Annotated in this window: 19 protein-coding genes; 10 read left to right on the top strand and 9 right to left on the bottom strand. The window is 70.1% G+C overall.

The annotated features are described in order from the left end of the window. Positions 1–36 precede the first annotated feature (36 nt). Positions 37–5,364, top strand: coding sequence for a beta strand repeat-containing protein (locus G369_RS0128710; protein WP_019657519.1), 5,328 nt, complete (start codon positions 37–39; stop codon positions 5,362–5,364). Positions 5,365–5,437: 73 nt separating this feature from the next. Here G369_RS0128710 and G369_RS0128705 read toward each other — a convergent pair whose 3' ends face one another. Further along, positions 5,438–6,340 (bottom strand): ChaN family lipoprotein, encoded by a 903-nt coding sequence (locus tag G369_RS0128705; RefSeq protein ID WP_019657518.1) that lies wholly within the window; start codon positions 6,338–6,340, stop codon positions 5,438–5,440. A 78-nt stretch (positions 6,341–6,418) separates the two neighbouring features. Between G369_RS0128705 and G369_RS0128700 the strand changes: the two genes are divergently transcribed. Next, complete coding sequence (locus G369_RS0128700) at positions 6,419–7,501, top strand: AbrB family transcriptional regulator (protein ID WP_019657517.1); 1,083 nt, start codon at positions 6,419–6,421, stop codon at positions 7,499–7,501. Between the two features lie 63 nt (positions 7,502–7,564). Here the strand turns inward: G369_RS0128700 and G369_RS0128695 are convergent, their stop codons facing one another. Together G369_RS0128695 and G369_RS0128690 are read right to left on the bottom strand one after the other, a co-directional pair. After that, a complete protein-coding gene (locus G369_RS0128695; RefSeq protein WP_026346723.1) occupies positions 7,565–7,843 on the bottom strand; it encodes a BTH_I0359 family protein in 279 nt (92 codons plus the stop codon). Positions 7,844–7,990: 147 nt separating this feature from the next. Further along, a complete protein-coding gene (locus tag G369_RS0128690) occupies positions 7,991–9,190 on the bottom strand; it encodes a DUF3108 domain-containing protein (protein WP_019657515.1) in 1,200 nt (399 codons plus the stop codon). A 140-nt stretch (positions 9,191–9,330) separates the two neighbouring features. On the opposite strand from G369_RS0128690, the gene G369_RS0128685 reads away from it, so the two are divergent. Next, positions 9,331–10,428, top strand: a complete 1,098-nt coding sequence (locus G369_RS0128685; RefSeq protein ID WP_019657514.1) for a fumarylacetoacetate hydrolase family protein — start codon at positions 9,331–9,333, stop codon at positions 10,426–10,428. A gap of 10 nt (positions 10,429–10,438) precedes the next feature. On the opposite strand, the gene G369_RS0128680 is transcribed toward G369_RS0128685, so the two are convergent. Next, positions 10,439–11,221 (bottom strand): helix-turn-helix transcriptional regulator, encoded by a 783-nt coding sequence (locus G369_RS0128680; RefSeq protein WP_019657513.1) that lies wholly within the window; start codon positions 11,219–11,221, stop codon positions 10,439–10,441. A 110-nt stretch (positions 11,222–11,331) separates the two neighbouring features. On the opposite strand from G369_RS0128680, the gene G369_RS0128675 reads away from it, so the two are divergent. Genes G369_RS0128675 through G369_RS0128665 form a run of 3 tightly spaced genes read left to right on the top strand, consistent with a single transcriptional unit; the run spans position 11,332 to position 14,322 of the window. After that, entirely contained in the window at positions 11,332–13,083 is a 1,752-nt protein-coding gene (locus G369_RS0128675; protein WP_019657512.1) for an FAD-dependent monooxygenase, read from the top strand. Further along, positions 13,080–13,301, top strand: coding sequence for a hypothetical protein (locus tag G369_RS0128670; protein WP_019657511.1), 222 nt, complete (start codon positions 13,080–13,082; stop codon positions 13,299–13,301). Before G369_RS0128675 ends, G369_RS0128670 begins: the two co-directional genes overlap by 4 nt. Positions 13,302–13,347: 46 nt before the next feature. Continuing rightward, on the top strand, positions 13,348–14,322 hold the full coding sequence (locus G369_RS0128665) for a Bug family tripartite tricarboxylate transporter substrate binding protein (RefSeq protein ID WP_019657510.1): 975 nt from the start codon (positions 13,348–13,350) through the stop codon (positions 14,320–14,322). 122 nt (positions 14,323–14,444) lie between these two features. Here G369_RS0128665 and G369_RS0128660 read toward each other — a convergent pair whose 3' ends face one another. Together G369_RS0128660 and G369_RS0128655 are read right to left on the bottom strand one after the other, a co-directional pair. Next, entirely contained in the window at positions 14,445–15,617 is a 1,173-nt protein-coding gene (locus G369_RS0128660) for a toxin-antitoxin system YwqK family antitoxin (protein WP_019657509.1), read from the bottom strand. Between the two features lie 4 nt (positions 15,618–15,621). Further along, on the bottom strand, positions 15,622–16,035 hold the full coding sequence (locus tag G369_RS0128655) for a VOC family protein (protein ID WP_019657508.1): 414 nt from the start codon (positions 16,033–16,035) through the stop codon (positions 15,622–15,624). Between the two features lie 64 nt (positions 16,036–16,099). Between G369_RS0128655 and G369_RS0128650 the strand changes: the two genes are divergently transcribed. From G369_RS0128650 to G369_RS39950, 4 genes are all read left to right on the top strand, one after another. Then, positions 16,100–17,302, top strand: coding sequence for a TraB/GumN family protein (locus tag G369_RS0128650; RefSeq protein WP_019657507.1), 1,203 nt, complete (start codon positions 16,100–16,102; stop codon positions 17,300–17,302). A gap of 11 nt (positions 17,303–17,313) precedes the next feature. Next, positions 17,314–17,685 (top strand): DUF2946 family protein, encoded by a 372-nt coding sequence (locus G369_RS0128645; RefSeq protein WP_019657506.1) that lies wholly within the window; start codon positions 17,314–17,316, stop codon positions 17,683–17,685. Between the two features lie 126 nt (positions 17,686–17,811). After that, a complete protein-coding gene (locus tag G369_RS0128640; protein ID WP_019657505.1) occupies positions 17,812–20,103 on the top strand; it encodes a TonB-dependent receptor in 2,292 nt (763 codons plus the stop codon). A gap of 32 nt (positions 20,104–20,135) precedes the next feature. Further along, a complete protein-coding gene (locus G369_RS39950) occupies positions 20,136–21,059 on the top strand; it encodes a copper chaperone PCu(A)C domain-containing protein (protein ID WP_019657504.1) in 924 nt (307 codons plus the stop codon). 18 nt (positions 21,060–21,077) lie between these two features. On the opposite strand, the gene G369_RS0128630 is transcribed toward G369_RS39950, so the two are convergent. The 3 genes from G369_RS0128630 to G369_RS39275 all read right to left on the bottom strand — a co-directional run. Further along, positions 21,078–22,811, bottom strand: coding sequence for a phospholipase D family protein (locus tag G369_RS0128630; RefSeq protein WP_019657503.1), 1,734 nt, complete (start codon positions 22,809–22,811; stop codon positions 21,078–21,080). 91 nt (positions 22,812–22,902) lie between these two features. Next, positions 22,903–24,807 (bottom strand): ATP-binding cassette domain-containing protein, encoded by a 1,905-nt coding sequence (locus G369_RS0128625; RefSeq protein ID WP_019657502.1) that lies wholly within the window; start codon positions 24,805–24,807, stop codon positions 22,903–22,905. A 184-nt stretch (positions 24,808–24,991) separates the two neighbouring features. Further along, positions 24,992–25,249 (bottom strand): hypothetical protein (locus G369_RS39275; RefSeq protein ID WP_208604411.1); only part of this gene is annotated, 258 nt, incomplete at its 5' end.

Genomic DNA, 25,249 nt, shown 5'->3' with positions numbered 1-25,249 from the left:
CAAGCCAGACGCATCCAACATCCGAGGAGTCACGACATGAAAGCACGCAAGATCCAGAGCCGGGCCGCACGCGCGCCCATGTTCAGCCGCAGCAGCATCGGCACCGCAGTCGCGATGGCGCTGATCGCCGCGGCCTCCGGCGCGCAGGCCGCGGAGACTTCGGTGGACGCCGCCTACAACGGCACCGCCACCGGCACGCCCTCGGTGAATGCGGGCACCACCAACTCGGCCAACGTCAATGCCACCATCACCGGCGCTACGGTGGGCACGACCTCCACCGGCACGCCGTCGAATCCGAACCCGGTGGCGGTGAGCACCAGCGGCAACCTGATCGGCGCGACCGCCACCGGCAACAGCTTCGGCAACGGCATCCAGGCCGCACCCGGCCTGCCGGTGAACAACGCGGCCACGCTCGGCGTGGCGACCAACACCGGCGTCATCGGCAGCAGCGTGACCGGCAGCAAGCTGGCCTCCGAGTCAAGCACGCTGCAGTCGGGCAGCGTGGTGAACGCAGACAACACCATCTCGGCCACGACCACGCTCAACAGCGGCAGCTCGGTGATCTCGGGCGCGGCGGCCGTCGCCGCGCCGGCGCAGGCCGGCACCTCGGTGCTGACCTACCCGGCGGGTGCGCCGCTCTTCGACGCCAAGGGCAACATCGTCGTCACCTCGCTGCAGTCGGCCACCGGCACGGGCTCCAGCGCGACGGTGCTGGGCAACACGGTCGACCTGATGTTGACCGCGAACGCGGGCAACACGCTGACCACCACCGCGTCGCTGGAGCGCAATTCGATCTCCGCCGTGCTCAAGGCCAACAGCGCCAGCAGCACGGCCGAGATCCAGTCGGGCGGCGCGCCGACCTTCGCCGGCTCGGCGGTGGTCGCGAACCTGCAGGCGAACGGCAACGGCATCCTGGCTACACGCTCGGCCACCAACATCGGCTCGGTGGTCTTGGGCATCGTCAGCGGCGCGCCCGCGGGCGGCTCGAACGTGCTGCAGGGGTCGCTGTCGGTGCAGGGCAACGCGATCTCCAGCGCGGCCACGGGCAACGAGGCGCTGGGCGCCACGGCCGGCGTGGCGGGCAACCGCATCGTGGTCGACGACGTGAGCGTCGCGGGCAGCGGCACCGCGGCCACGGCGGCCAACAACAGCATCCACAACGGCGCGGGCGTGACCAGCAACGTCAACAGCGACCTGGCCATCGTCAACAGCCAGGGCAACCTCGGCGTGACGACCGTGGCGCAGACCATGGGTGCGCAGATCCTGGCCGGCGTGCAGTCGAGCAAGAACAGCGCGGTCACGCTGGCGGACAACAGCATCACGGCCACCGTCGCCGGCAACACGGCCTCCAGCAGCATCGCCACCGGAAAGAACGCGGCCTCATTCACCGGCACCACCGCGGTGTCGAACCAGCAGGCCAACTTGAATGCACCGGTCAGCGCGCTGCTGCTGCCTTCGGTCATCGCGGCGCAGACGGGTGAGTCGCCCGGCACGGGCCAGACCACGGGCAGCTCGGTCAGTGTTTCCGACAACACCTCGGCGGCCAGCGCGCAGGGCAACCAGATCACCCAGAGCCTCGCGCTGCAGGCCGGCACGGTGGCGCTGGGAACCGGCAACGCCACGCTCACGGGCGGCACCAACTCCGACGGACGCGTGTCCGCCAGCGGCTCGGCCACGCTCACCAACCTGCAGGGCAACTATGCAGGCGGCATCGGTGGCGTCGCGGCCGTGAACATCGGCTCGCAGATCTGGCTGACCGCCAACGGCGGCGGTGCGGCGGTGGGCAACAGCACGCTGTCGCTGGACGGCAACCGGCAGGAAGCCGTGGCGCTGGGCAACGGCGCCACCAACACGCTCACGCTCTCGGGCAACTCGGTGGGCACTGGCGCGGGCATCGCGAGCGTGCAGATGAACGACGCGAACTCCGCCGTCGGCGCGGGGCTCTCGAACCCCGAGGCGCGGCTGACGGTGAACGGCAACCTCGCGGGCGGCTCGGCCTCGCTCACCGACAACCTGCAGCGTGCCATCTCCTACGGCAACTCGGCCACCAACACCCTCGGCGTGAACGCGGGCAACGTGGCGGCTGCGCCCGGCCTGGGCATCACGCCGGCATCCAGCGTCACCGTCGATGCGCTCAGCGGTCTGCCCTTCAGCAACGCGGCCGGCGCGCTGCCGACGGTGAGCGCCGCCTACGGCGTGCTGAACGACCAGTCGGTGCAGGCGAACGTCGATTCCACAGCCGCCGGGCCCAACACCTTTGCGGCCGCGGTGGCCGGCAACGTCTCCGCCGCGAGCGTGGCGAACAGCGGCAACGCCTTCGTCGCCGCGGCCTACGGCAACGACGCGGCCAGCGGCGTGACGCTGAACCTCAACAACGTCAGCGGCGCGAATGCCTCGGTGGCCAACGTCACCAACACGCAGGCGGTGGCGGGCGCGGGCACCGGCGTCTCGGCCATCGCGGCCGGCGGCGTCGTGGCGCGCAACACGGTCACGGGCACGCTGGCCGACGGCTCGGTCACCAGCTCGGGCAACACGGCCGAGGCGCTGGCCTACGGCAGCCGCGCCACCGGCAACACGGTGAAGGTGACGGGCAACAACATCGACACCTCCGGCTTGTCGCTGTCGGGCGCGACGCTCACCGGCAACACGCTCGCCACCAACGCGGCCTTCAGCGTGCAGAACGCGCAGTCGGGCCAGGGCTCCGTATCGGCGCAGCGCAGCGGCGGGCCCGAGGTCAACATCTCGGTCGGCGGCGCGGTCGGCAATTCCAGGATCGATGCCACTGGCAACGCGACGCTGGCCGGTGCGACCAGCAACAGCGCGAACAGCGGCGTGGCCGTCGATGCTGTCGGCGTCGCCACCACCACTGCGGTGCAGAACCTGCAGCTGACCAGCGCGGCAGTGAGCTCGCTCACCGGCCAGGAAGGCGCGCTGCTGACCAACAAGGACGGCGTGCAGGTCGTGCTGGGCGGCGCGAGCATCGTGGGCTCGCAGGTCACGGTGGACGGCAACTCCGCCGGCGGCTCTGCCACCGGCAACGCCGCGGCCAACCGCATCGACGTGAAGGGCAACACCATCGCCCTGGCCAACGGACTGCCGCTGGCCGGCGCGACCAGCGTCGGGGGTATTGCGGGCGCGGTGGCCGACCATGCGCTCTCGAACATCCAGCTGGTGACCAGCCCGACCATCTCTTCCAAGGTGGCGGCAGCCTTCGGCGTGGACACGGCGCCGGGTGCGGTCATCGCGGGTTCGACGCTGAGCGCTTCGAACAACACGCAGAGCGCGAAGGCCGTCGCCAACACCGGCAGCAACGCCATCGCGCTCGCGGCCACCGACGTGTCGGCCCGTTCCGCGCTGATGTCCTCGCAGGGCAGCGCGGCGGCGCTGGAGGCGCGCTCCTTCATGCAGGCCTTCGCGCCGGCCTCGGTGTCGGGCTCTTCGGTGAAGCTGTCGAACAACGCCAACACGGCGCTGGGCGTGATCAACGACGTGGACAACAAGCTCGGCGTCGCGGGTGGTACGTCGAGCGCGCTGCCGGCGCCGGCGCTCATCGGCCAGGGACCGCTGCCGGGCAACACCATCGCGGCGGGCGACCAGGTCCTGGTGAACCGCCAATCGGCCGGCGCTTCGGTCACCAGCACCGCCGACACCGCGATCTACAACGAGGACCGCCTGGTGCTCGGCAACGCAGGCCTGGCCAGCAGCAGCTTCACCGCTTCGGGCAACACCACGTATTCGGAAGCGGCGGCCAACCGCGCGACCAACGCAGCCTCGCTGGCCGGCGGCGCATCGCAGTCGGCCAAGACTGCGGTGCTGAACGCGCAGGACAGCAGCGCGGCCGTGACCGCCAATGCCAACAACGCGACCAGGCTCACACTGACCGGGCCGACCGCGCTGGCCGGCAGCAGCGCCACGCTGGACGGCAACGTCACCACCGCCGCAGCCACCGGCAGCGCCGCGACCAACAGCATCGACGTGAAGGGCGGCGCCATCGTCGGAGGGCTGCCGGCATCGGCGACCGCCACCGGCGGGACGGCTTCGTCCGTGGCGGCCTCGGCCGACCATGCGCTGGCCAACGTGCAGGTCGGCGCCGGTGCGGTGTCGGCCACCGCCACCGGCAGCATCGGCATCGACTCCGCGCCGCTGTCCAGCGTCAATGCCTCGACGCTCGGCGTGACGAACAACAGCCAGAGCGCCAAGGCCGTGGGCAACACCGCGCTCAACAGCGTGACGCTGGCGGGCTCGAACGTGGGCGCGCGCAGTGCGCTGCAGTCGAGCCAGTCGGGCACCGCGGCGGTGACTGCCTCGTCCACGCTCGAGGTCTTCGCGCCGGCCGGCTCCACCGGCTCGACCGTGCGGCTCTCGGGCAACGGCAACGCCGCGCTGGGCGTGATGAACGACGCGGCCAACACGCTGAGCGTGAGCGCGGTCAACACCCAGCCGGCGGGCGCTACGGGCTCGGCGACGCTCGGCGAGATCGGCGGCTCCGGCAACATCACGGCCAGCGGCGACCATGTGCTGTCGAACCGCCAGACAGCCGCATCGACCGTGAGCAGCACGGCCGCCACCTCGATCCACAACGACGACAACGCCGCGCCCACGACCACGCTGGCCAACGGCGCGCTCACGATCTCGGGCAACAGCACCTTCGCCGAAGCGACCGCCAATCGCGCGACCAACACGGCCACCGTTGCGAGCAGCGCCACGCAGGGCGCGAGCGCCGGCATCCTCAACGTGCAGGGCAGCACCGCGGGCGTGACGGCGACGTCGAACACGGTGGCCAACGCCACGCTGTCGGGCGTGATGCCGCTCAACGGCAGCAGCGTCTCGCTCGACGGCAACACCACGGCGGCGCTGGCGCGCGGCAACGCGGCGACCAACGTGCTGGAATCGGGCGCGGGCAGCAGCTACGGCGGCGCGGCCGCGGCGGGCACGTCGAGCCTGGTCGGCGCTCCGCTGGCGCTGAATGTCGGCGCGAGCGCTGCGATCCTCAACAGCCAGAACAACGCGGGCACGGTGACGGCCGCCAGCACGGGCACCAGCTACCAGGTGGCGCTCAACGGCACCGTCGGGGGCGTGCCGAACAGCACGGCCGGCGTCACCGGCAACACGCTGGCCGCGCAGGCCTTCGGCAACAGCGCGACCAACCGCGTGACGCAGACGGCGCTGAACACCGGTGCGCCGAGCGCCGCCATCGGCAACTACCAGGTCAACACCGGCGCGGTGACGGCCACGGTGACCAGCGTGAACTTCGGCGTCGGCATCTCCGGCCCGGTGGGCAACAGCACGCTGCGCACCACCGGCAACCAGATCACCGCCTCGGCGACGGGCAATTCGGCGGTCTCGACGATCAGCTCACGCTGAGCTGCGCCGTTCCCAGGGCGACAGAAAACGCCGCGGGCCTTCGGGCCGGCGGCGTTTTTCTTTTCAGCTCGGCTCAGGTCCTGGGCTGCGGTCTGGCCTGGCGCTTGAACTCGGCGCAGTAGTCCTTCTCGGGCAGCGGCGGTGTGCGCCAGATGCGGTCGTAGTCGCCGGTCTGGGGGCCGGTCTGAGGGCTGGTCTCGGGGCCGGCGGCAGAGGCCGGCGCAGCCAGCAGCCGCACGGTGGCGATCTTCACGTCGTCGGGCAGGTGCTGCGGCACGCCGAGCGTGCGCACCACGTGGCCGGCGCCGGCGATCAGCACCACGGTCTGGCCCGGCTTCCGCGCCTTGACGATGGCCTGCGCCATCGCGCGGTCGCGGCCCACCTGGATGCGCGTCATGGGAACGATCTGGGATTCGGGAAGCATCCGGCAATGGCCCTCGCGCACCGCCTCCTGCTGCGCGCTGAAGGCCTCGCCGTTGAGCTGCACGTCGAGCGAGACGTCGGCCATCGCGTTCTTCATGCGCGAGCGCGGCAGGTTGGCGCCGACCACAGGCACGCCGGCGCGCACGGCGGCCATCACGGCGGGGCCGTAGCTGGCCCAGGGCCAGGCCTTGTCGCTCCAGTCGAGCGCGGCCTGCACCTGCGCCTCGGTGGCGGCGGGCCCGAGCTGCGCGGTGCTGCGCCCTTCCTCGGCCATCTCCAGCGCCAGCGCGGCGAGGTGGCCGCGCGCGGCCAGCGCCTCGACCGTCTCGCGCTCGATGACATGGTGCTCCGGCGCATCGTGCTGCTCGCCGATCAGCAGGGCATCGAGCGGCTGCAGGGCGGCCACGCGGCGCGCGACGGGGGCGTCGGGCGCATCGGCACCCGTTGCCGTGAGTGACGAGAACGCCGAGCAGCCCGCGAGCGCGACGGCGGCCAGGAGAGGGAGCAGCAGCGGGAGCCGGTAAGCCCGGGCGGGCCGGTACGGAAGAGGCATCGCGCCATACTATGCCCTCGGCACACGCATGCGGTGCCGTCCTTCGCCGCTTTTCCCTGTCGTCCCTTCTTCCGGTCCGTGCTTTCCCGATATCCCGTTCGCGTGCTGGCCACGCTGCTGCTCGCGCTCGCTGCCGCGGGCGTCTGCCTCGCGCTGCGCACCCCGCTGCCCTGGATGATCGGCCCGCTGCTGGCGGTGTCGCTGGCCTCGATCGCGGGCGCGCCCACCGCGAGCTTCACGCCGCTGCGCAACCTGGGGCAGTGGACCATCGGCACGGCGCTGGGGCTCTACTTCACGCCGCACGTCGTCGGGCTGGTGGCCAGCGTGTGGTGGGCGATCGTGCTGGCGATCGCCTGGGCGCTGCTGCTGGGCGTGGGCTTCGGCCGCTGGCTGCACGCGATGCATGCGAAGCGCATGCCGCATGTGCCGGCGAAGTCCATGAGAGCCACGACTTACTTCTCGGGCGCCATCGGCGGCGCGTCGGAGATGACGCTGATGGCCGAATCGGCCGGCGCGCGCACCGACCTCGTGGCCGCGGCGCACAGCCTGCGGCTGGTGGTGGTGACGGTGACCATCCCTTTCGCGATGCAGTGGAGCGGGCTGCACGGGCTGGAGATCAACCCGCCCGGCGTGCGCGAGGTGAACCCCGGCGGCCTCGCGCTGCTGGCGGCGGCGACCGGCGTCGGCGCCCTGGCGATGCGCGCGCTGAAGCGAACGAACCCGTGGTTCATCGGGCCGCTGCTGGTGGCGATGGGCTTCACCATCGCCGGCCAGTCGCTGTCGGCCGTGCCCGCCTGGATGTCGAACACGGCGCAGCTGGTCATCGCGGTGAGCCTGGGCGTGCGCTTCAGCCGCGAATTCCTGCACACGGCGCCGCGCTGGCTGGGATCGGTGGTGCTGGGCACCTTCGGCATGCTGGTGCTCTGCGCCGCGGTGGCTTGGCTCCTGGCGTGGGCGACCGGGCTGCATCCGGCCACGATGATCCTGGGCACCTCGCCGGGCGGCATCGCGGAGATGTCGATCACCGCCAAGGTGCTGCAGCTGGGCGTGCCGGTGGTCACGGCCTTCCAGGTCTGCCGGCTGGTGGCGGTGCTGCTGATCGTGGGGCCGATGTTCCGGTGGATCTACCGCCAGGACGCAGCAAGGCCGGCGCGGCCATGAAAAAAGCGCCCGCGGGGGCGCTTTCTGTCGCTCCGAAGGGAGCTTGGCGGGCTGGAAGCGGCTTCAGTGCACCAGAACGGGCGTGTGCGCCAGTTCGGCGTAGCCTTCGAGGGTGTCCTCGACTTCTTCCTGCGTGGGGGTGTTGAGCTGCCAGGCGGCGATCTGCTGCTGGAACAGTTCTGCCCAGGAGCCGTCGAGGTAGACCTCCTTGCCCGAGCGCTTGTCCACGATCTCGAAGCCGTGGCGCTCCAGGACCGGCATGTTCGGCTGTGCGGGCGTTTCGCCTTCGTTCGGCTGCACGTGGACGACGACGAAAGACTCCGAGTCATAAAGCATGTTCATGGCGGGCCCTGTGAGAATGTCGATGGCGTTCATGGGGGTTAGATAGCAATCAACGCGCCAGTTTCAAGATAGGTTGTCTATCTGTAAAACCAACTGGCTAATTGGCCTATCCCTGGCTCCTTTCGCTTCGTTAGCGTGACTTTCTCCTCAATTTGGCGGGCCCGAAGGCAGGGGTTTGCGCAACTGCGCGTCAGCGAAGTCCCCGTTGGGCTCGGTTTGCCTGATCCGCACGGGTAGATACCCGTACTCCGGAGCCAGCCACAGTTCCAGTTTCCGGTCGAAGGACTTGCGCGGGTCGCGCGTGAGCTTGCGGGCGGTGAATTCGCCGGCCGGCAGGCTGAGCTTTTCCTCGTCGCCGACCACGAAGACCCAGACTTCGGCGTCCCGGGTACCCACTGTCTGCACCGAGATCCTGGTGCCGGCGGGATAGCGCTGCGGGCTGGCCGCCAGCAGGCCGCCAAGCTGCATCATCACGCTCATGCGGTCCTGCGCGCCGGGCAGCAGCGGCACGGGGGGCGCGTTGTTGCTGAACACGATCTGGTTCTGGTCGCGCACGAAATGCGAGGCCACCTCCGACTTGCGGCTTTCGGAATACCGCTCCGGCTCCAGGCCGGAGGGGCCGATGCGCCCGGTGCTGTGCCAGTTGAGCAGCGTGAAGAACACCGCCTTGAGCGTCAGCCGGCCGTCGTAGCGGGTGCCGTCCTGCAGCCAGACCAGCTCGCCGAAGACGCCGCGCTGCGGCGAGGCGCCCGATTGGCCGGTGGCCTCGAAGTCCAGCGTGACCGAGCCGGGGATCTTCATCGCCTGGGTGCCGGCGATGGTGCCCGAGGCCTCGCCGCCGGCCGCCGCCTGGGTGCCGGTTCCGCTGCCGCCGGAAGGCGATGTCGCCCCTGCCGGCGCGCTGGCCGCAGCTTCGGGCGGTGCGGCTGCTCCTGAATCGGTAGCGGCCTGGGCCGTCAGGTCGGGCGTTTCCGGCGCAGGCGTCGCGACTGTCTCAGGTTCTGGCGAGGGTTCGGCGGGGGCGGGCTTCGGTGCCGGCTTCGGCCTGGGCACCGAGGCTTCGCGCGGCCGCTTGGGCTTCGGTGGCGGCGCGGGCTTCGCTTCTGCGGGCGCGGCTGCCGGTGCGGGCGCCTCGGCGGCCGGCGGCGCGATCACGATGGTGCGCGTGCTGAACTTGTTCGCCAGCGGCGAGGGCTCCGGCCCGATGGCCATCGGCGCCAGCCCGAGCAGCAGCAGGTGGACCAGCCCCACCAGCAGCGTCAGCCCGATCAGCGCCCGCCACGACGGACGCCCCGGCAACCCGGGAGGCAGCGACGGCGAGGAAGAGGGGGCGACGAGCGTCGGCATCGGTATGTGGAGTGGGGCGCCGGCCCGGAGGTTCACCAAAGACCACCTCGGTAAACTGCCGCCCGTTCAACCAGTTTAAGTGGGAGCGGCGACCGGTCCGTGCCGGCGGTCCGCTCCAGTCCACACGCACGCACCGCATCATGAAACTCGCCACCCTGAAGGACGGCTCGCGCGACGGCCAGCTCGTCGTCGTCTCGCGCGACCTCACGCTCGCCCACTACGCCACCGGCATCGCCAACCGGCTGCAGCAGGTGCTGGACGACTGGGGCTTCATGAGCCCGCAGCTGCAGGACCTGTACGCCAACCTCAACGCCGGCCGCGCGCGCCACGCCTTTCCCTTCGACCCCTCGATGTGCATGGCCCCGCTGCCGCGCGCCTACCAGTGGGCCGACGGCTCGGCCTACATCAACCACGTCGAGCTGGTGCGCAAGGCGCGCAACGCCGAGGTGCCCGAGAGCTTCTACACCGACCCGCTGATGTACCAGGGCGGCAGCGACGACTTCCTCGGCCCGACCGACGACGTGATCGTGCCCAGCGAGGCCATGGGCATCGACTTCGAGGCCGAGATCGCCGTCATCACCGGTGACGTGCGCATGGGCGCCACGCCCGACCAGGCGCTCGACGGCATCCGCCTCGTGATGCTGGCCAACGACGTGAGCCTGCGCAACCTCATCCCGGCCGAGCTGGCCAAGGGCTTCGGCTTCTTCCAGAGCAAGCCCGCCACCGCCTTCAGCCCCGTGGCCGTCACGCTCGACGAACTCGGCGAGGCCTGGCAGCACGGCCGCGTGCACCTCGCGCTGCAAAGCAGCTGGAACGGCCGCAAGGTCGGCATGTGCGACGCCGGCCCGGAGATGACCTTCCACTTCGGCCAGCTCATCGCCCACATCGCCAAGACGCGCAACGTGCGTGCCGGCAGCATCGTCGGCAGCGGCACCGTGAGCAACAAGGGCGTCGAGAAGAAGGACGGCCAGACGGAGTGGCCCAAGGGCTACTCGTGCATCGCCGAGAAGCGCTGCATCGAGACCATCCAGACCGGCCAGCCCTACACCGACTTCATGAAGTTCGGCGACACTATCCGCATCGAGATGAAGGGGCTGGACGGGCGATCGATCTTCGGCGCGATCGACCAGGAGATCGTGTCCACCGCGGGCCGTCCGAAGGATGCGCCGGTGTCGCTCGTCAAGCCGCAGGCCGGCGACGAGGCGCCGCAGGTCGAAGAGGAAACCCCGGAAGACTGAGGCTGCCCGCTCAGTGCGGCCCCGCGCCGCGCAGCAGCTCCTTCTGCGACCGTATCCCCAGCCGCCGGAACGCCCGGTACTGGTGGGTGCGCACGGTCGTCAGCTCCACGCCGATCTCGCGCGCCGCCTCCTTGGCGGTGCGGCCGGCCATCAGGTGGCCGATGACCTCGCGCTCGCGCAGGCTCAGGCGCAGCAGCCGTTCGGCGAGGGCGGGTTCCACCGCCTTGCGGGCGCCGACCGCGCTGCGGCCATGCGCCGCGGTGGCATCGGCCAGCAGCGTGGCATGGGCCTCGATGAGCGCGAAGTCGGCCGTGCCGAACTCCGGCTGCGCCAAGCTGCGATAGAAGCTCACCGCCACCCGCTGCCCCGTGGGCTGCAGCAACAGCACCGACGCGCGCTCGCGGATGCCCACGTCGCCATAGCAGGCGGCGCGGTACACCGGGTCGGCCACCTCGTCGGCACGCTGGTGGCCCATCCACAGCTGTGCGCGCCCGGGCAGCTTGCGCGCTGCGAGCCAGGCCATGTTCGGGTCGAGCAGGTCGAAGCGCTGCGCCACGTAGCGTTCCGATGTGCGCTCCGCCGTGCTGCCGTAGCTGCTGGCGGCCGACACCAGCTCGATGCGCCCGGCCGCATCGACCACGAACACGGTGCAGAAGGTCACCGGCATCACGCGCTGCATGGCCTTGAGGTAGCTGGTCGCGAGCAGCGGCGTGCCCACGCCCGAGAGCACGTCGCCGACCACTGCAGCGGCCAGCGCGGCGTCCTCGGAAGGTTGGATGCGCCAGCGTCTCATGGCCGGGGACGGAGGAAGAAAGGGAAGACGAAGAGGGCGCGCATGCGGGTAAACACCTCGTACGAAGTTATGACATTGCCGCTCGTCGCGCATCGGGACAATCCCGCCGCATGACGAACTCCCCCGCTGCCACCCTGGGCGATGCTGCCAGCGGCCCCGTGCCGCCGAAGCCCGGCGCCGATGCCGGATTGCCGCCTTCGGTCGGCGCCTTCCACTACACGCGCTACGACCCGCGCACGCCCGAACTCGGCCCCGACGGCGTCGAAGCCGCCAGCCATCCGGTGGTGATCGCGGGCGGCGGCCCGGTCGGCATGGCGCTCGCGCTGGGGCTCGCGAACCACGGCGTGCGCAGCGTGATCCTCGAAGCCGACGACACCGTGTGCGTCGGCAGCCGGGCGGCCTGCATCTCGCGGCGCAGCCTGGAGATCATGGAGCGGCTCGGCGTGCTGAGCGCCTTCATGGACAAGGGCCTGCCCTGGACCGGCGGGCGCAGCTTCTACAAGACCGCCGAGGTGTTCCGCTTCGAGATGCCGCACGATGAGCGGCAGAAGCTGCCGCCGATGATCAACCTCGAGCAGTACTACGCCGAGCACTACCTGCTGGAGGAGATCCTGCGCCGCAACGAGCGCACGCCGGGGCTCGTCGACATCCGCTGGGGCACCGAGCTCACCGGCCTTTCGCAGGACGACGAAGGCGTGACGCTCGACGTGCGCAACGCCGAAGGCGCCTACCGCCTGCGCGGCCGGTGGCTCGCGGCCTGCGACGGCGGCCAGAGCTTCGTGCGCAAGCAGATGGGACTCGCGCTCGAAGGCACGGGCTACGAAGGCCGCTACGTGATCATCGACATCGAGCTCAAGAGCGGCCACCCCACCGAGCGCCGCGCCTGGTTCGACCCGCCCTGGAACCCCGGCTCGACCGTGCTCATGCACCGGCAGCCCGACGACATCTGGCGCATCGACTACCAGCTGCGTCCCGGCCAGAGCACCGAGGAGGCATTGCAGCCGGCAGCCGTCGCCGAGTTCGTGCAGCGTCACCTCGACGCCATCGGCGAAGGCCATCTGCCGTGGAAGACGGTGTGGACCTCGGTCTATCGCGCCGGCGCGATGACGCTTGAGAGCTACCGCCACGGCCGTGTCGTGTTCGCGGGCAACGCGGCGCATGCCATGCCGATCTTCGGCGTGCGCGGGCTCAACTCCGGCTTCGACGACGCGGACAACCTCGCATGGAAGCTGGCCTTCGTCGCGAAGGGGCTGTCCGGCGCGGCGCTGCTCGATTCGTACTCGCAGGAGCGCATCGAGGCCTTCCACGTCAACGCCGAGAACGCGATGCGCAGCACCGAGTTCATGTCGCCGCCCTCGCGCGGATTCGACCTGCTGCGCGAGGCGGCGCTGTCGCTTTCGGAGGCGCATCGCGGCATCGCGCAACTCATCAACCCGCGCCAGACGCAGGCGGTGCGCTATGCCGCATCGCCGCTGTCGAGCGAGGGAGATGCGCTGCCCGCCGGCCCGTTGCCGGGCGAGGCGATGCCCGAGCAGCAGCTCGAGCGCGGCCATCTCACCGACTGGATCGCGCCCACCTTCACGCTGCTGGTGCTGCGGCCCGACCTCGTCGCGCTGCCTGCCGCCGACATCGAACGGGCTCGCAAGGGCGCGCTGCCCTTCGTCGTGCGCAGCGTCGCGAGCCCGGGCGTCGACGGCGCCGACGCGCAAGCATCGCCCGCCGTGTTCGACGCGCTCGGCGCAAGGGACGGCGCGGTCTACCTGCTGCGCCCCGACGGCCACGTGGCCGCGCGCTGGCATCGCCTGCCCGCCGGCGCCCTGCAACCCGCACTGGCCCGCGCGGCCCGGGAGATTTCCGCATGACGACGACGACCACACCGCAGCTCCAACCCGACGCCCGCGACCGCCTCTATGCCGAATGCGCGCGCGCCATCACCGAAGCCGGTGCCGAGCGGGAATCGCTGTTCCTCGCGCGGCTCGCGCTGCTGCTGTTCGAGCAGGTCGGCGACGAGGCGCGCTGCCGCACCGCACTGGCCGACGCGCTGTGGGCTCTGCCCGTACCATCGCTGTCCGCTTCCTGATTTCCGGAACGACATACATACAACCAGCAGATTGGAGACTGATTCCATGGATCGCCGCACCCTTCTCGCCACGCTCGCCTCCGGCGCCGCAATGGCCGCATCGCCCTTCGCCCGCGCGCAGGAGTACCCCGCACAGCTCATCAAGTGGGTCGTGCCCTATCCGGCGGGCGGCGGCACCGACGTGATCGCGCGCGTGCTGGCCGAGGCGATGCGCCAGACGCTGGGCCAGCAGATCGTGGTGGACAACCGCCCCGGCGCCTCGACCAACATCGGCGCCGACATCGTCGCCAAGAGCAAGCCCGACGGCTGCACGATCCTGTCGGCCGACAACGCGGTGCTGGCCTTCAACGAGCACCTGTTCAGCAAGCTGCCCTTCAGCCCCGAGAAAGACTTCACCTACATCGGCGCCATCGGCAAGTTCCCGCTGGCCCTGGTGGTGCATCCCGACTTCCCTGCGAAGGACTTCAAGGAGTTCCTCGCCTACGTGAAGGCCAACCCCGGCAAGGTCAACTACGCCTCGCCGGGCAACGGCTCGCCGCACCACCTGGCCATGGAGATGTTCAAGGTGCGCACCGGCACCTTCATCACCCACATCCCGTACCGCGGCGCCGCGCCGGCCATGGCCGACGTGATGGGCGGCCAGGTGCCCTGCATGTTCCTCGACCTGGCCTCGGGCCTGCCGATCATGCAGACCAACAAGGTGCGCGTGCTGGCCATCGGCTCGGGCGCGCGCAGCAAGCCGCTGCCCAACGTGCCGACGCTGGCCGAGGTGGGCGTGCCCAACACGGAGGTGTTCGCGTTCCAGGGCATCCTGGGCCCGGCCAACCTGCCGGCGGCGGTGGTCAGCAAGCTCAACGGCGACCTGAACAAGGCCTTCGGCACGCCGGCCGTGCAGAAGCGCTTCGACGACTTCGGCATGGAGGCGATGCCGGGCACGCCGGCCCAGTTCGCGGCGCTGTCGCGCGCCGAGTCGAAGCGCTGGGGCCCGATCATCAAGCAGGCAGGAATCAAGCTGGACTGAGCTCGCCAAGGAGCAGCTCTTCTCTTTTCGCGAAACACCGCGGAACCGGCTTGGCCGGGCCGCAGGTGTTGCCCCCGGTAGGGGGTGGAGGAGCGACACGAAGTGCGCGGAGCCTGGGGGCGTTACCTTGTATATGCCTTGCGCGAGCCGTCTTCGAAGACTTCGTCGTCGCGCTGCAGGTCGCCGTTCTCGTCCCAGACGCGCTCGCGCGTGACGCGGCCCTTGGCGTCGAAGCTCGACTCGGCCAGAAGCGTGCCCTTCTCGCTGAAGCGCTGGTGGGTGCCGACCGGGATCTGCCGGTTCCGGCCCTGGATCTCGTAGCGGCCCTGCGCGGCGCGCTGGCCGCTGTCGTAGAACTCGGTGATCTCGACGCTGCGCGCGTCGCCGCTGCCGCTGTAGGCCGACTTGCTGCGCGGCTGGCCGTTGAGGTAGTAGGCGTCGTCGACGATGGGTTCGCCCGCGCTGTTCCAGCGCTGGTCGCGCACCAGCGTCCCCTTCTCGGAGAAGGCCTGCTCGCGCACGCGGATGCTCGTGCGTTCCACCAGCAGGAAGGCGGTCTCGCGGCGCTTGATGCCTTCCGATGAAAAGCTCTGCTCGGTGCGCTGGTTGCCCACGGTCTCGTCGAGCGACGAGGGCTTGCCGTTGTCGTAGAAGCTCTGCGCCCGCACCCGCTTGCCCGACACGAACGACAGGCGCGAGCGCAGGATGCCGCGCGCGTCGAACAGGTCGACCTGCGACGGGCCTGTGCCCGAGAAGCCGCAGAGCCTGGCGTCGTCGACCACCGGCGCCAGCGTGGGCGCGTCGGCGCAGCGCAGGGCCGAGAGCTGGCCGTGCTCGGTGAACTCGACCGAGGCGCGCTCGCTGCCGCCGCCGGTGTCGGAGGTGGGATAGAAGATCGCTCGCCGCAGCTTGCCGTCGGGGTAGAAGCTGCGCACCAGGCCGCGCTCCTGGCCGTCGTCGTAGGTGGCGTCGCGCAGCACGCGGCCGGTGGGGGAGAACTCGCGCGCGCGGCCCTGCAGGTTGCCCTTGGCGTTGACGCTCTGCTCCTTGGCGAGCCGGCCCTTCTCGTAGATGCGCACGAGGCCCATCGCCACGCCGTTCTGTATCTGCGATTCGCGCTGCAGCTCGCCGCTCGTGCGGTCCTTGCAGCGCAGCAGGCCGGTCTTGCCCGCGATGCTGCTGCCGTTGTCGGGGTTCACGCCGTGGCCGTTGAGCTCGCAGTCGAGCTGGGCGTGCGCGAGCGTGGCGCACAGCAGCGCGAGGGGAGCGACGACGGCTGCCGGGCGCGGGATCATCTGCTTACTTGTCGTAGAGGGAGTCCAGGGAACGGAAACCCTTGACCTCGATCGGATTGCCGAACGGGTCGTGGAAGAACATCGTCCACTGCTCGCCCGGCTGACCTTCGAAGCGCACCTGCGGCTTCAGCACGAACTCGGTGCCGGCGGCCTCCAGCCGCTGCGCCATCGCCTGCCAGTCGGGCAGCGCGAGCGCGAGGCCGAAGTGCGGCATGGGCACCATCACGTCGCCGACGCGGCCCGTGCGTGCGGTGGCGAAGGGTTCTCCCAGGTGAAGGGAAATCTGGTGGCCGAAGAAGTCGAAGTCGACCCAGGTGTCGGTGCTGCGGCCCTCGGGGCAGCCGAGCACGCCGCCGTAGAAGCTGCGGGCGACGTCGAGGTCGCGAACGTGAAAGGCAAGGTGGAAGATGCTCTGCATGGTTTCGGATTATGGGCAGCGGTGCTGTGAGAATGCCGGACTTTCTTTCATCGTGGAGCAAGCCTTGCGGATACTCCGGATCCTCGCCGCGCCCCTGTGCGGCATCGCTTTCCTCTTCACCTTCGGGGCGGCCCAGGCCGCCTGCCCGCCCTCCGCCATCGCGAGCCTCGAGAAGCCCGGTGTCGGCCTGCGCAACGGCGTCGACCGCGGCGTGCTCTGGCGCATCGAGCGCGACGGGCGCACCTCGTGGCTCTACGGCACCATCCACATCGGCCGCGGCGACTGGGTGCGGCCCGGCCCCACCATCCAGAAGGCGCTGGCGCAGAGCGACACCGTCGCGCTCGAACTCGACATGCGCGACGAAGCCACCGCCCGCGCCATGGCTCGGCCCGCCGACCCCGAACTGCTTGCCCGCATGCTCAGCGGCGAGCGCTCCCGCCGGCTCGAGCGCCAGAACAGCGAGGCCTGCGTGCCGCCGGGCTCGCTGTCGAAGCTGCAGCCGATCCTGCAGGTCACGGCGCTGGCCGGGCTGGTGGGGCGCGTCGACGGCCTCTATCCCGAATTCGGCGTGGACGAGACGCTCGCCGTCGCGGCGCGCAACGGCAACAAGCCCATCGTGGCGCTCGAGAATGCGGAAGACCATCTCAAGGTGCTGACGGGCAGCTCCGAAGCCGAGGAGGCCGAGCAGGTCGACGCGGCGCTCGACGAGCTCGAATCGGGCAAGCTGCGCGGCCAGATCAAGGAGCTGGCCGAGGTCTGGGCCCGCAGCGACGCGGCCCGGCTGTCCCGCTATTCCGAGTGGTGCGACTGCCTCAACACGCCCGCCGAGCAGCGGCTGCTCAAGCGCCTGCTCGACGACCGCAACCCGAACCTCGCCGACGGCATCGAGCGCCTGCATGCCGGCGGCAAGGGGGTGTTCGCCGCGGTCGGTGCGCTGCACATGATCGGTCCGCAGGGGCTGCCCACGCTGATGGCGGCGCGGGGCTTCACCGTGACGCCGGTGCTCACCAGCGCGCAGGAGCAGACCGCGCAGCCGATGCCCGCGCTCGCTGCGCCGTCCCCGGCGCCCAGGGCCGTGCGCGCAGGCAAGGCGGTCAAGGGCCAGCGCGGAAAGGCGGCGCCCGCGGCTGCCGCAAGGGGCGGAAAGTCCGCCAAGGCGGCACCTGCCGCATCCAGGGGCGGGGCCCGCGCCCCGGCCAAGGCCACCGGCAAGGCTGCGCCCTCCAAGGCCGCTGCCCCTGCCGCCAAGGGCAAAGTGCGCCGATAATCGCGGCCGCCATGCACGCGCTGCACCGATCCACCCGCTCCATCGTCCTTGCCGGTCGATGGGTGCTGCTGTGGTTCGTGATGTCGCTGGGCGTGGCGGTGGCGTCGCCGCTGGTGAACCCGCAGGCCATGGAGCTCGTGTGCTCCGCCGCGGGCTCCATCAAGGTGGTGGTCCACACCGAGGACGGCGTCAAGGAAATGGGCGCCTCTCACATGGACTGCCCGCTGTGCGTGCTGACAGGCGCTCCGCCGCCGGCCATGGCAGCCCCGACCTTCGATCTTCCCCTGCCGCTGGGCCGCGTGGTCCAGCCCATCCCCGCCGCGCGCCTTGCCGCGGCCACCGCGGCGCCGCTGCCGGCGCGCGGGCCTCCGACCTTCTCCTGACGCTCTCGAAACCGTAGCCGTGCACGCGCGCCCGAAGCGCGTGCGCGGCTTGTCCGGCCCGTCCGGCTTGAAGCTCCGTGGAGAAGGTTCCTCTTGAAAAAGCATTCCCGCGCCCTGGCGATCGCCATGGCATTTCCCCTTGGCGCGCCCGCGCTGGCGCAACAGGCGCAGCCGGCCGACACGGCCGAAGGCGGCCCCGGCGGCCGCACGCTGAACACCATCACCGTGACCGGCGGGCGGCCGACCTCGCTGCCCGCGCAGATCCCCACCACCATCGAAGGCGTGACGCACGAGCAGATCGTCGAGACCGTCAACGCCACCGACAGCGAGGACGCGCTGAAGTACCTGCCGAGCCTGGTCGTGCGCAAGCGCTACATCGGCGACTTCAACCACGCCGTGCTGGCCACGCGCGCCTCGGGCACCGGCAACAGTGCGCGTTCGATGGTCTATGCCGACGGCATCATGCTGTCGAACCCGCTGGGCAACGGCGCCACCTACGCGCCGCGCTGGGGCATGGTGTCGCCGGAAGAGATCGAGCGCGTCGACGTGCTCTACGGGCCGTTCTCGGCCGCGTACCCGGGCAACTCGGTGGGCGCGGTGGTCGACTACGTCACGCGCATGCCCACCAAGTTCGAGGCGCACGTCAAGCTCAGCGGCTTCGTCTCGAACTTCGACCTGTACAACAGCCACTCCTCGCCGGCCGGCCAGCAGCTCGACCTGTCGCTGGGCAGCCGCAGCGGCGACTGGTCGTGGTGGCTCAGCGCATCGCGCACGCACAGCAAGGGGCAGGCGCTGGTGTTCGGCAACCGGCTCGTCAGCGCCGGCACGGTCGGCAACGCGGGCACGCCGGTGACCGGCGCGGTGGGCGGGCTGAACCCGTCGAACCAGCCCTGGTGGCTGGTCGGCGGCTCCACCATCTACGACACCACGCAGGAGCAGGCCAAGCTCAAGCTGGCCTACGACTTCTCGCCCACGGTGCGCGCCACCTACACGCTCGGCGCGTGGAACAACACCACGCACGGCGGCGTCGACACCTGGCTGCGCGACGCCCTCGGTCGGCCGGTGTACGGCGGGCGGGTGAACATCGGCGGGCGCGCCTACAACCTCGATTCGCCCAGCGCTGCGCTCGCGCCCACCGAAACCGCGCTCACGCACTACATGCACGGCCTCTCGGTGAAGAGCCACACCGGCGGCGTGTTCGACTGGGAGGTTGCCGCGAGCCTGTACGACTATTCGCGAGACACCTCGCGCACGCCCACCACGCCGCTGCCCGGCGCCTTCAGCGGCGGCCCGGGCCGCACCACCGACATGGGCGGCACCGGCTGGAGCACCTTCAAGGCCGCCGGCACCTGGCGGCCCACCGGCTCGGCCGAGGGCGTGGGCGCGCACGTGGTCGACTTCGGCTTCCAGCAGGACACGGCGCGGCTTCGTACCAGCGTCGGCAACACGCTCGACTGGATCGGCGGCTCGCCCGTCTCGCCGTTCTCGGCCTTCAACGGCAACACCCGGCTGCAGTCGCTCTACGTGCAGGACACCTGGCGCTTCGCGAAGGACTGGAAGACCACGCTCGGCCTGCGCCATGAGCGCTGGGAGGCTTACGGCGGCCAGCTCGGCAACGCCAGCACGCTGCTGAACTTTTCGCCGCGCAAGAACAGCTACGACTCGCCAAAGGCGGCAGTCGCCTGGCAGGCCACCTCCGACTGGCTGCTCAAGGCCTCGACCGGCCGCGCTGTGCGCATGCCCACCGTGAGCGAGCTCTACCAGGGATCCATCGACGGCAACCGCATCGTCAACACCAACCCCAACCTGCGGCCCGAGCGCTCGTGGACCACCGAGCTCACCGCCGAGCGCGACCTCAAGGGCTGGGGGTTCGACGGCGTGCTGCGCACCACGCTCTTCTTCGAGAACACGAAGGACGCGCTCTACACCCAGGCGCTCAACAACCTGGTGAGCACGGTGCAGAACGTCGACGCCATCCGCACGCGCGGGCTGGAGGTGGCGCTGAACGCGTCCGACGTGGGCGTGCGCGGGCTGGACCTGAGCGGCAGCCTCACGCTCACCCGCTCGAAGATCACCGCCAACGGCGGCTTCCCCGCCAGCGTCGGCCACGACCAGCCGCGCGTGCCCAGGGTGCGCGCCACGCTGCTGGCCACCTACCGGCCGGACGACCGCTGGAGCTACACCGTGGGCGCGCGCTACAGCGGCAGGCAGTACGGCACCCTCGACAACAGCGACCCCAACGGCTTCGCGTACATGGGCTTCTCGAAGTTCTTCGTGGTCGATGCGCGCATACGCTACCGGATCGACCGCCAGTGGAGCGCCTCCTTCGGCATCGACAACCTGAACAACAACAAGTACTGGGCCTTCCACCCGTACCCGCAGCGCACCTACGTGGCCGAGCTCAAGTTCGACCTTTGACTTTTCCATTCCAACTGCAAGGACCAAACGACATGACGAACAAGATTCCGCTGGCCATCCTCAGGACCACCGCTGCTGCGTGCGCCATGCTGGCCGGCATGGGCGCCGCGGTGGCGCACGTCACGCTGCGTCCGGGCGGCGTGACCGTCGGCAGCGACTACGACGCCGCCTTCCGCGTCGGCCACGCCTGCGAAGGCGCCAAGGCCACCACCGGCCTGGCGGTGCGCCTGCCCAAGGGCTTCATCCTGAGCGACGCGCAGGCGCGCAAGGGCTGGAAGCTCGACGTGCAGAAGGGCGCGAAGGATGGCGAGGGCGAAGTCCGCTGGACCGCCGAGACGCCCGGGAACGCGCTGCCCGGCAGCGAGCGCGCCGAGTTCGTGCTGCGCGGCAAGGTGCCGTCCACGCCGGGCACGCTGTGGTTCAAGGTGCTGCAGACCTGCGACGTGGGCGCAGCCGACTGGGCCGAGGTGCCGGCCTCGGGCAGTTCCACCGCCGGCCTGAAGAGCCCGGCCGCGAAGCTCGACGTGGTGGCGCAGGGCGTGGCCACGGTCGACGTGCGCGACGGCTGGGTGCGCCAGTCGGTGCCGGGCCAGAGCGGCACCGGCGCCTTCATGAAGCTGACCTCGCCCACCGGCGCGAAGCTGGTGGGCATCTCCACGCCGGCCGCCGGCGTCGCCGAAGTGCATGAGATGAAGATGGAGGGCGACACCATGAAGATGCGCGAGCTCTCGAGCGGCCTCGACCTGCCCGCGGGCCAGACCGTCGAGCTCAAGCCCGGCGGCTACCACGTGATGATGATGGACCTGAAGGGCGCGCTGGCGAAGGGCGCGACCGTGCCGATGACGCTGAGCTTCCAGGACGCCAAGGGCGCCAAGACCACGCTGGACGTGACGCTGCCGGTGGGCGCGCCCGAAGGCGCGGATGCCGGCGGCGCTGCGCACCAGCACAAGCACTGACCGGCGCCGCTTCCGCCTTCAGAGCAGCTGGTCGGGTGCCAGCGGCCCGAAGAGCTTGAGCATCAGCCGCAGCATGGCGCCGGCGTCGGGCTCGGTGGTGGCGTCCTTCAGGCCGCTGCCCTGGGGGGCGCGCCACACCAGCGAGCCGTCGACCAGCTCGACGTGCCACGAGCGCTCGCGCATGCCGCGCTCGATCTGCTCCGACGCGGCGCGCGAGAGCTCGTTGCTTCGGATCAGCAGTGCGATCTCGGTGTTCTGCAGCTGCGATCGCAGGTCGAGGTTCATCGAGCCCACCACCAGCAGACGTCCGTCCATCACCAGCACCTTGGAGTGCAGCATCGCACGCGATTCGCCCGAGATGCCCGTGCTCCCGCCGCTGCCGCCGCTGCTTCCCGTGGAGCCGCCGAACACGGTGCCGAAGCTCGCCTGCTCGCTGCGCAGCTCGTAGAGCTCGATGCCCATCTTCAGCAGTTCCTCGCGGTGGCGCGCATAGCCCACGTGCGCCACCGGCGCGTCATTGGAGGCCAGCGAGTTGGTCAGCACGCGAATGCGCACGCCGCGGCCGCGGGCGGCCGAGAAGGCCTGGAGCATGTCCTTCCCGGGTACGAAGTAGGGCGAGATGATGGTCAGGTCGGTTCGCGCCTGGCCGATGAGGTGCAGCAGCCCCTCGACCACGGTGTCGCCGTTGGCGGCGATGTCGGAGGCGGCTTCCAGCGAGGCCGCGCCGCGGGAGGTGCCAGGCTTGTCGTCGAGCCGGCTCACGACGAGGCCGGGCGCCTTGGTGCTGCCGGCGCCGGAGTCGGCGGGAATCTTGCCGGGCTTGTCGGCCAGCATCACCGCCGGCGCCCAGACGAAGGTGGCGGTGCGTAGGTCCAGCGGCTTCTCGTCCCAGGCGCGGGCGCGCTGCTCGGCGGTGGGCGGGCCTTCGCCTTCCTGCCGGCGGGTCGATTCGTCGGCCAGTTCCTGGTCGGCCGCTCGCGCGCGGTCGCGCATGGCCTGGAGTTCCTCCCGCGTGACCAGCGACTGCACCGGGTAGGCGCGCTCGTTGTTCCAGTAGCTGTCGAAACTGCGCGAGAGGTCCTGCACGATGGGGCCGGCGGCCAGCACGTCGACATCGACGAAGTTGCCGTTGGTCGCGTTGCCGAAGTAGGCGTCGCCCAGGTTGCGCCCGCCCGTCACGCCCAGCACGTTGTCGGCCAGGAACAGCTTGTTGTGCATGCGCTGCTGGATGCGCGAGGCGTCGTCGATCGAGTTGAGCAGCCGGCTGAAGGAGGAGTCGCGCGAGCCCGCCAGCGGGTTGAACAGCCGCATCTGGATGTTGGGGACGAAGGCCAGGCCCAGCACCAGCGCATCGCGGCCGGTGGAATGGAAGTCGTCGAGCAGCACGCGTACGCGCACGCCGCGCTCGGCGGCCGCCCTCAGGCCGCGCACCAGGCGGCCGGTGCTGGCGTCGGCGTGGATGGCGTAGTACTGCAGGTCCAGCGTCTTCTGCGCGCCCTCGATCAGCGCGAGGCGGCTGCCGTAGGCGGCCTGCGGACCGCCCAGCAGCAGGAAGCCCGATTCGTAGCCGGCCTTGTCGGCCTGCCGGCGCTGCTGCACCAGGTCGGCCAGCGCGGTGCCGGTGGCGGGCGCGGCGATGGCCGTCGAAACCGGGCGGTCGACGTTCTGCGGCAGTTGCGCGCAGGCGCCGAGGATCATCAGCGCGAGCAGGGCCGAGGATCGGCGGAGGAACGTCTGGAAGGAGGAGGACATGCGGCTGCTTTCCCGGGGCTCGGAGAGAGGGTGCCGCATATATAGCCTAGTCCGGGCCCGCCGGGCGTCGGACGGCCGGCTCGGGCGGATGTCAGCGGCCGGCTGCGAGTTCTTCCTGGCGCTCCATCGCGGCGAGAAGCTCGTCGTCGATCTGGGCGTGGCGCTGCGCCAGCTCCGCCGCACGCGAGGAGTCGGTGGCATAGATGGCGCCGCCGTCGAGCTCCAGCATCTCGGTGATGCGCTTCTGCTCGGCTTCGAGGGCCTCGATCTGGGCGGGCAGGGCGTCGAGCTCGCGCTGCTCCTTGTACGAGAGCTTCCTGCGCACGCCGGTCGCCGCCGCCTTCGGGGCGGCCGGTTCGGCGGCAGGAGCGGGCGCAGGAGCCGGCGGTGGCGGGGCGGCAACCAGGCGCTGCGCCGCGATCTCGCGGGCGCGCTTCGACTGGGTCAGCCAGTCCTGCACGCTGCCTTCGTACTCGCGCCAGCTGCCGTCGCCTTCGTACGCGATGGTGCTGGTGACCACGTTGTCGAGAAAGGTGCGGTCGTGGCTCACGAGGAACACGGTGCCGTCGTAGTCCTGAAGCAGGTTCTCGAGCAACTCGAGCGTGTCGATGTCCAGGTCGTTGGTCGGCTCGTCGAGCACCAGCACGTTGGCCGGACGCGCGAACAGGCGCGCCAGCAGCAGCCGGTTGCGCTCGCCGCCGCTGAGCGAACGCACGGGGGAGTTGGCGCGCGCGGGGGAGAAGAGGAAGTCGGAGAGGTAGCTCTTGACGTGCTTTCTCTGCGAGCCGATCTCGATCCACTCGCTGCCGGGGCTGATGAAGTCTTCCAGCGTGGCGTCGAGGTCGAGCTTGTCGCGCATCTGGTCGAAGTACGCCACCTGCAGGTTGGTGCCGCGGCGGATCTTGCCGCTGTCGGGCTCGATCTCGCCGAGGATCAGCTTCAGCAGGGTGGTCTTGCCCGCGCCGTTGGGACCGAGCAGGCCGACCTTGTCGCCGCGCAGGATGGTGCCGCTGAACTTGCGGATCACGGTCTTCTCGCCGAAGGACTTGGTGGCGTCCGTCAGCTCGGCCACGATCTTGCCGCTGGCCTGGCCCGAGGCCACGTCCATGTTGACGCTGCCTTGCACGTTCCGGCGGGCGGCGTGGCTGGCACGCAGTTCCTGCAGGCGCGTGATGCGGCTCTGGCTGCGGGTTCGGCGCGCCTCGACGCCCTTGCGGATCCAGATTTCCTCCTGGGCCAGGAGCTTGTCGGCCTTGGCGTTGATCACGGCCTCCTGGGCGAGCTGCTCTTCCTTCTGGGCGAGGTACTGCTCGAAGTTGCCGGGATACGAGCCGAGCTTGCCCCGGTCCAGCTCGACGATGCGGGTCGCCACGCGGTTCAGGAAGCTGCGGTCATGGGTGACGGTGACGACGCTGCCCTTGAAGTCGATCAGCAGCTGCTCGAGCCACTCGATGGAGTCGAGGTCCAGGTGGTTGGTGGGTTCGTCCAGCAGGAGGACGTCCGGAGCCGCCACCAGTGCCTGGGCGAGGGCCACGCGCTTGCGGGTGCCGCCGGAGAGCGAGCCGACGCGCGCGTCGCGATCGAGGTGCAGGCGATGCAGCGTTTCCTCCACGCGCTGCTCCCAGTTCCAGGCGTCGAAGGCTTCGATCTGCGACTGGAGCGCGTCGAGGTCCAGGCCTTCGGCACCGGACAGATAGAGATCGCGCAGGGCGATGACGGGGGCCAGGCCCTGGCTGGCGGCGGTGAAGACGTCCGAGTCCATGTCGAGCGCGGGCTCCTGGGCGACGTAGGCCACGCGCAGGTTCTGCTGCAGCTGGAGCGTGCCGTCGTCCGTCTTCTCCAGGCCGCCCAGTATCTTGAGCAGGGAAGACTTGCCTGCGCCATTGCGGCCGATCAGGCCGACGCGCTCCGATTCGAGAAGAGAGAAGTCCGCATGATCCAGCAGCGGGACGTGACCGAACGCGAGTTGCGCGTCGAGGAGTGTGATGAGTGCCATGTGGCGCGGATTATCGGAGCAGGGGATGTCAGGGCTCTTGGGGGCACTGGCCCTCCCCTATATATATGTAGATATGTAGAGAAGGCCCGTGGTGACAGTGATCCAAGATTCTTTCACGAGCATCTTGCGCACGCCCGGAAATGTCATATACTCGAGGGCTTCGCTACTGACGGCCTTGTGTTGTTTAAGCGGCTGGTGTCCTGGGATGCTGGTTGTGTGTGGTGAAGAAAGTCTTCGAAAAAGTTGACCGCTTCTTAAAAAACGGTGCATAATCGAAGGCTTCGCTGAAACGACTGATTCGGCGGCTTGCGGTGAAGACTGCGGGTTGCGAAAGAAGAGGTTGGCAGATGCGAAAAGCCAAAATAGTTTGGTTGATTTGAAAAAATCGTGCTAGACTACAAGGCTCCGCTGAAATGACTTCGGCGGCTGACAATGAAAGTTG

The organism is Variovorax atrisoli 110B, assembly GCF_000382045.1.
Taxonomy (GTDB): domain Bacteria; phylum Pseudomonadota; class Gammaproteobacteria; order Burkholderiales; family Burkholderiaceae_C; genus Variovorax; species Variovorax atrisoli.
This window is presented reverse-complemented; position numbering and strand designations above follow the sequence as displayed.

What these genes read in the sequence shown, in the direction of transcription:
- G369_RS39950 (WP_019657504.1), top strand. Translation starts at nt 20,136, where the DNA reads ATGACGAACAAGATTCCGCTGGCCATCCTCAGGACCACCGCTGCTGCG.
- G369_RS0128640 (WP_019657505.1), top strand. Translation starts at nt 17,812, where the DNA reads ATGGCATTTCCCCTTGGCGCGCCCGCGCTGGCGCAACAGGCGCAGCCG.
- G369_RS0128625 (WP_019657502.1), bottom strand. Translation starts at nt 24,807, where the DNA reads ATGGCACTCATCACACTCCTCGACGCGCAACTCGCGTTCGGTCACGTC.
- G369_RS0128680 (WP_019657513.1), bottom strand. Translation starts at nt 11,221, where the DNA reads ATGAGACGCTGGCGCATCCAACCTTCCGAGGACGCCGCGCTGGCCGCT.
- G369_RS0128670 (WP_019657511.1), top strand. Translation starts at nt 13,080, where the DNA reads ATGACGACGACGACCACACCGCAGCTCCAACCCGACGCCCGCGACCGC.
- G369_RS0128705 (WP_019657518.1), bottom strand. Translation starts at nt 6,340, where the DNA reads ATGCCTCTTCCGTACCGGCCCGCCCGGGCTTACCGGCTCCCGCTGCTG.
- G369_RS0128630 (WP_019657503.1), bottom strand. Translation starts at nt 22,811, where the DNA reads ATGTCCTCCTCCTTCCAGACGTTCCTCCGCCGATCCTCGGCCCTGCTC.
- G369_RS0128695 (WP_026346723.1), bottom strand. Translation starts at nt 7,843, where the DNA reads ATGAACATGCTTTATGACTCGGAGTCTTTCGTCGTCGTCCACGTGCAG.
- G369_RS0128660 (WP_019657509.1), bottom strand. Translation starts at nt 15,617, where the DNA reads ATGATCCCGCGCCCGGCAGCCGTCGTCGCTCCCCTCGCGCTGCTGTGC.
- G369_RS0128645 (WP_019657506.1), top strand. Translation starts at nt 17,314, where the DNA reads ATGCACGCGCTGCACCGATCCACCCGCTCCATCGTCCTTGCCGGTCGA.
- G369_RS0128675 (WP_019657512.1), top strand. Translation starts at nt 11,332, where the DNA reads ATGACGAACTCCCCCGCTGCCACCCTGGGCGATGCTGCCAGCGGCCCC.
- G369_RS0128655 (WP_019657508.1), bottom strand. Translation starts at nt 16,035, where the DNA reads ATGCAGAGCATCTTCCACCTTGCCTTTCACGTTCGCGACCTCGACGTC.
- G369_RS0128665 (WP_019657510.1), top strand. Translation starts at nt 13,348, where the DNA reads ATGGATCGCCGCACCCTTCTCGCCACGCTCGCCTCCGGCGCCGCAATG.
- G369_RS0128685 (WP_019657514.1), top strand. Translation starts at nt 9,331, where the DNA reads ATGAAACTCGCCACCCTGAAGGACGGCTCGCGCGACGGCCAGCTCGTC.
- G369_RS0128690 (WP_019657515.1), bottom strand. Translation starts at nt 9,190, where the DNA reads ATGCCGACGCTCGTCGCCCCCTCTTCCTCGCCGTCGCTGCCTCCCGGG.
- G369_RS0128710 (WP_019657519.1), top strand. Translation starts at nt 37, where the DNA reads ATGAAAGCACGCAAGATCCAGAGCCGGGCCGCACGCGCGCCCATGTTC.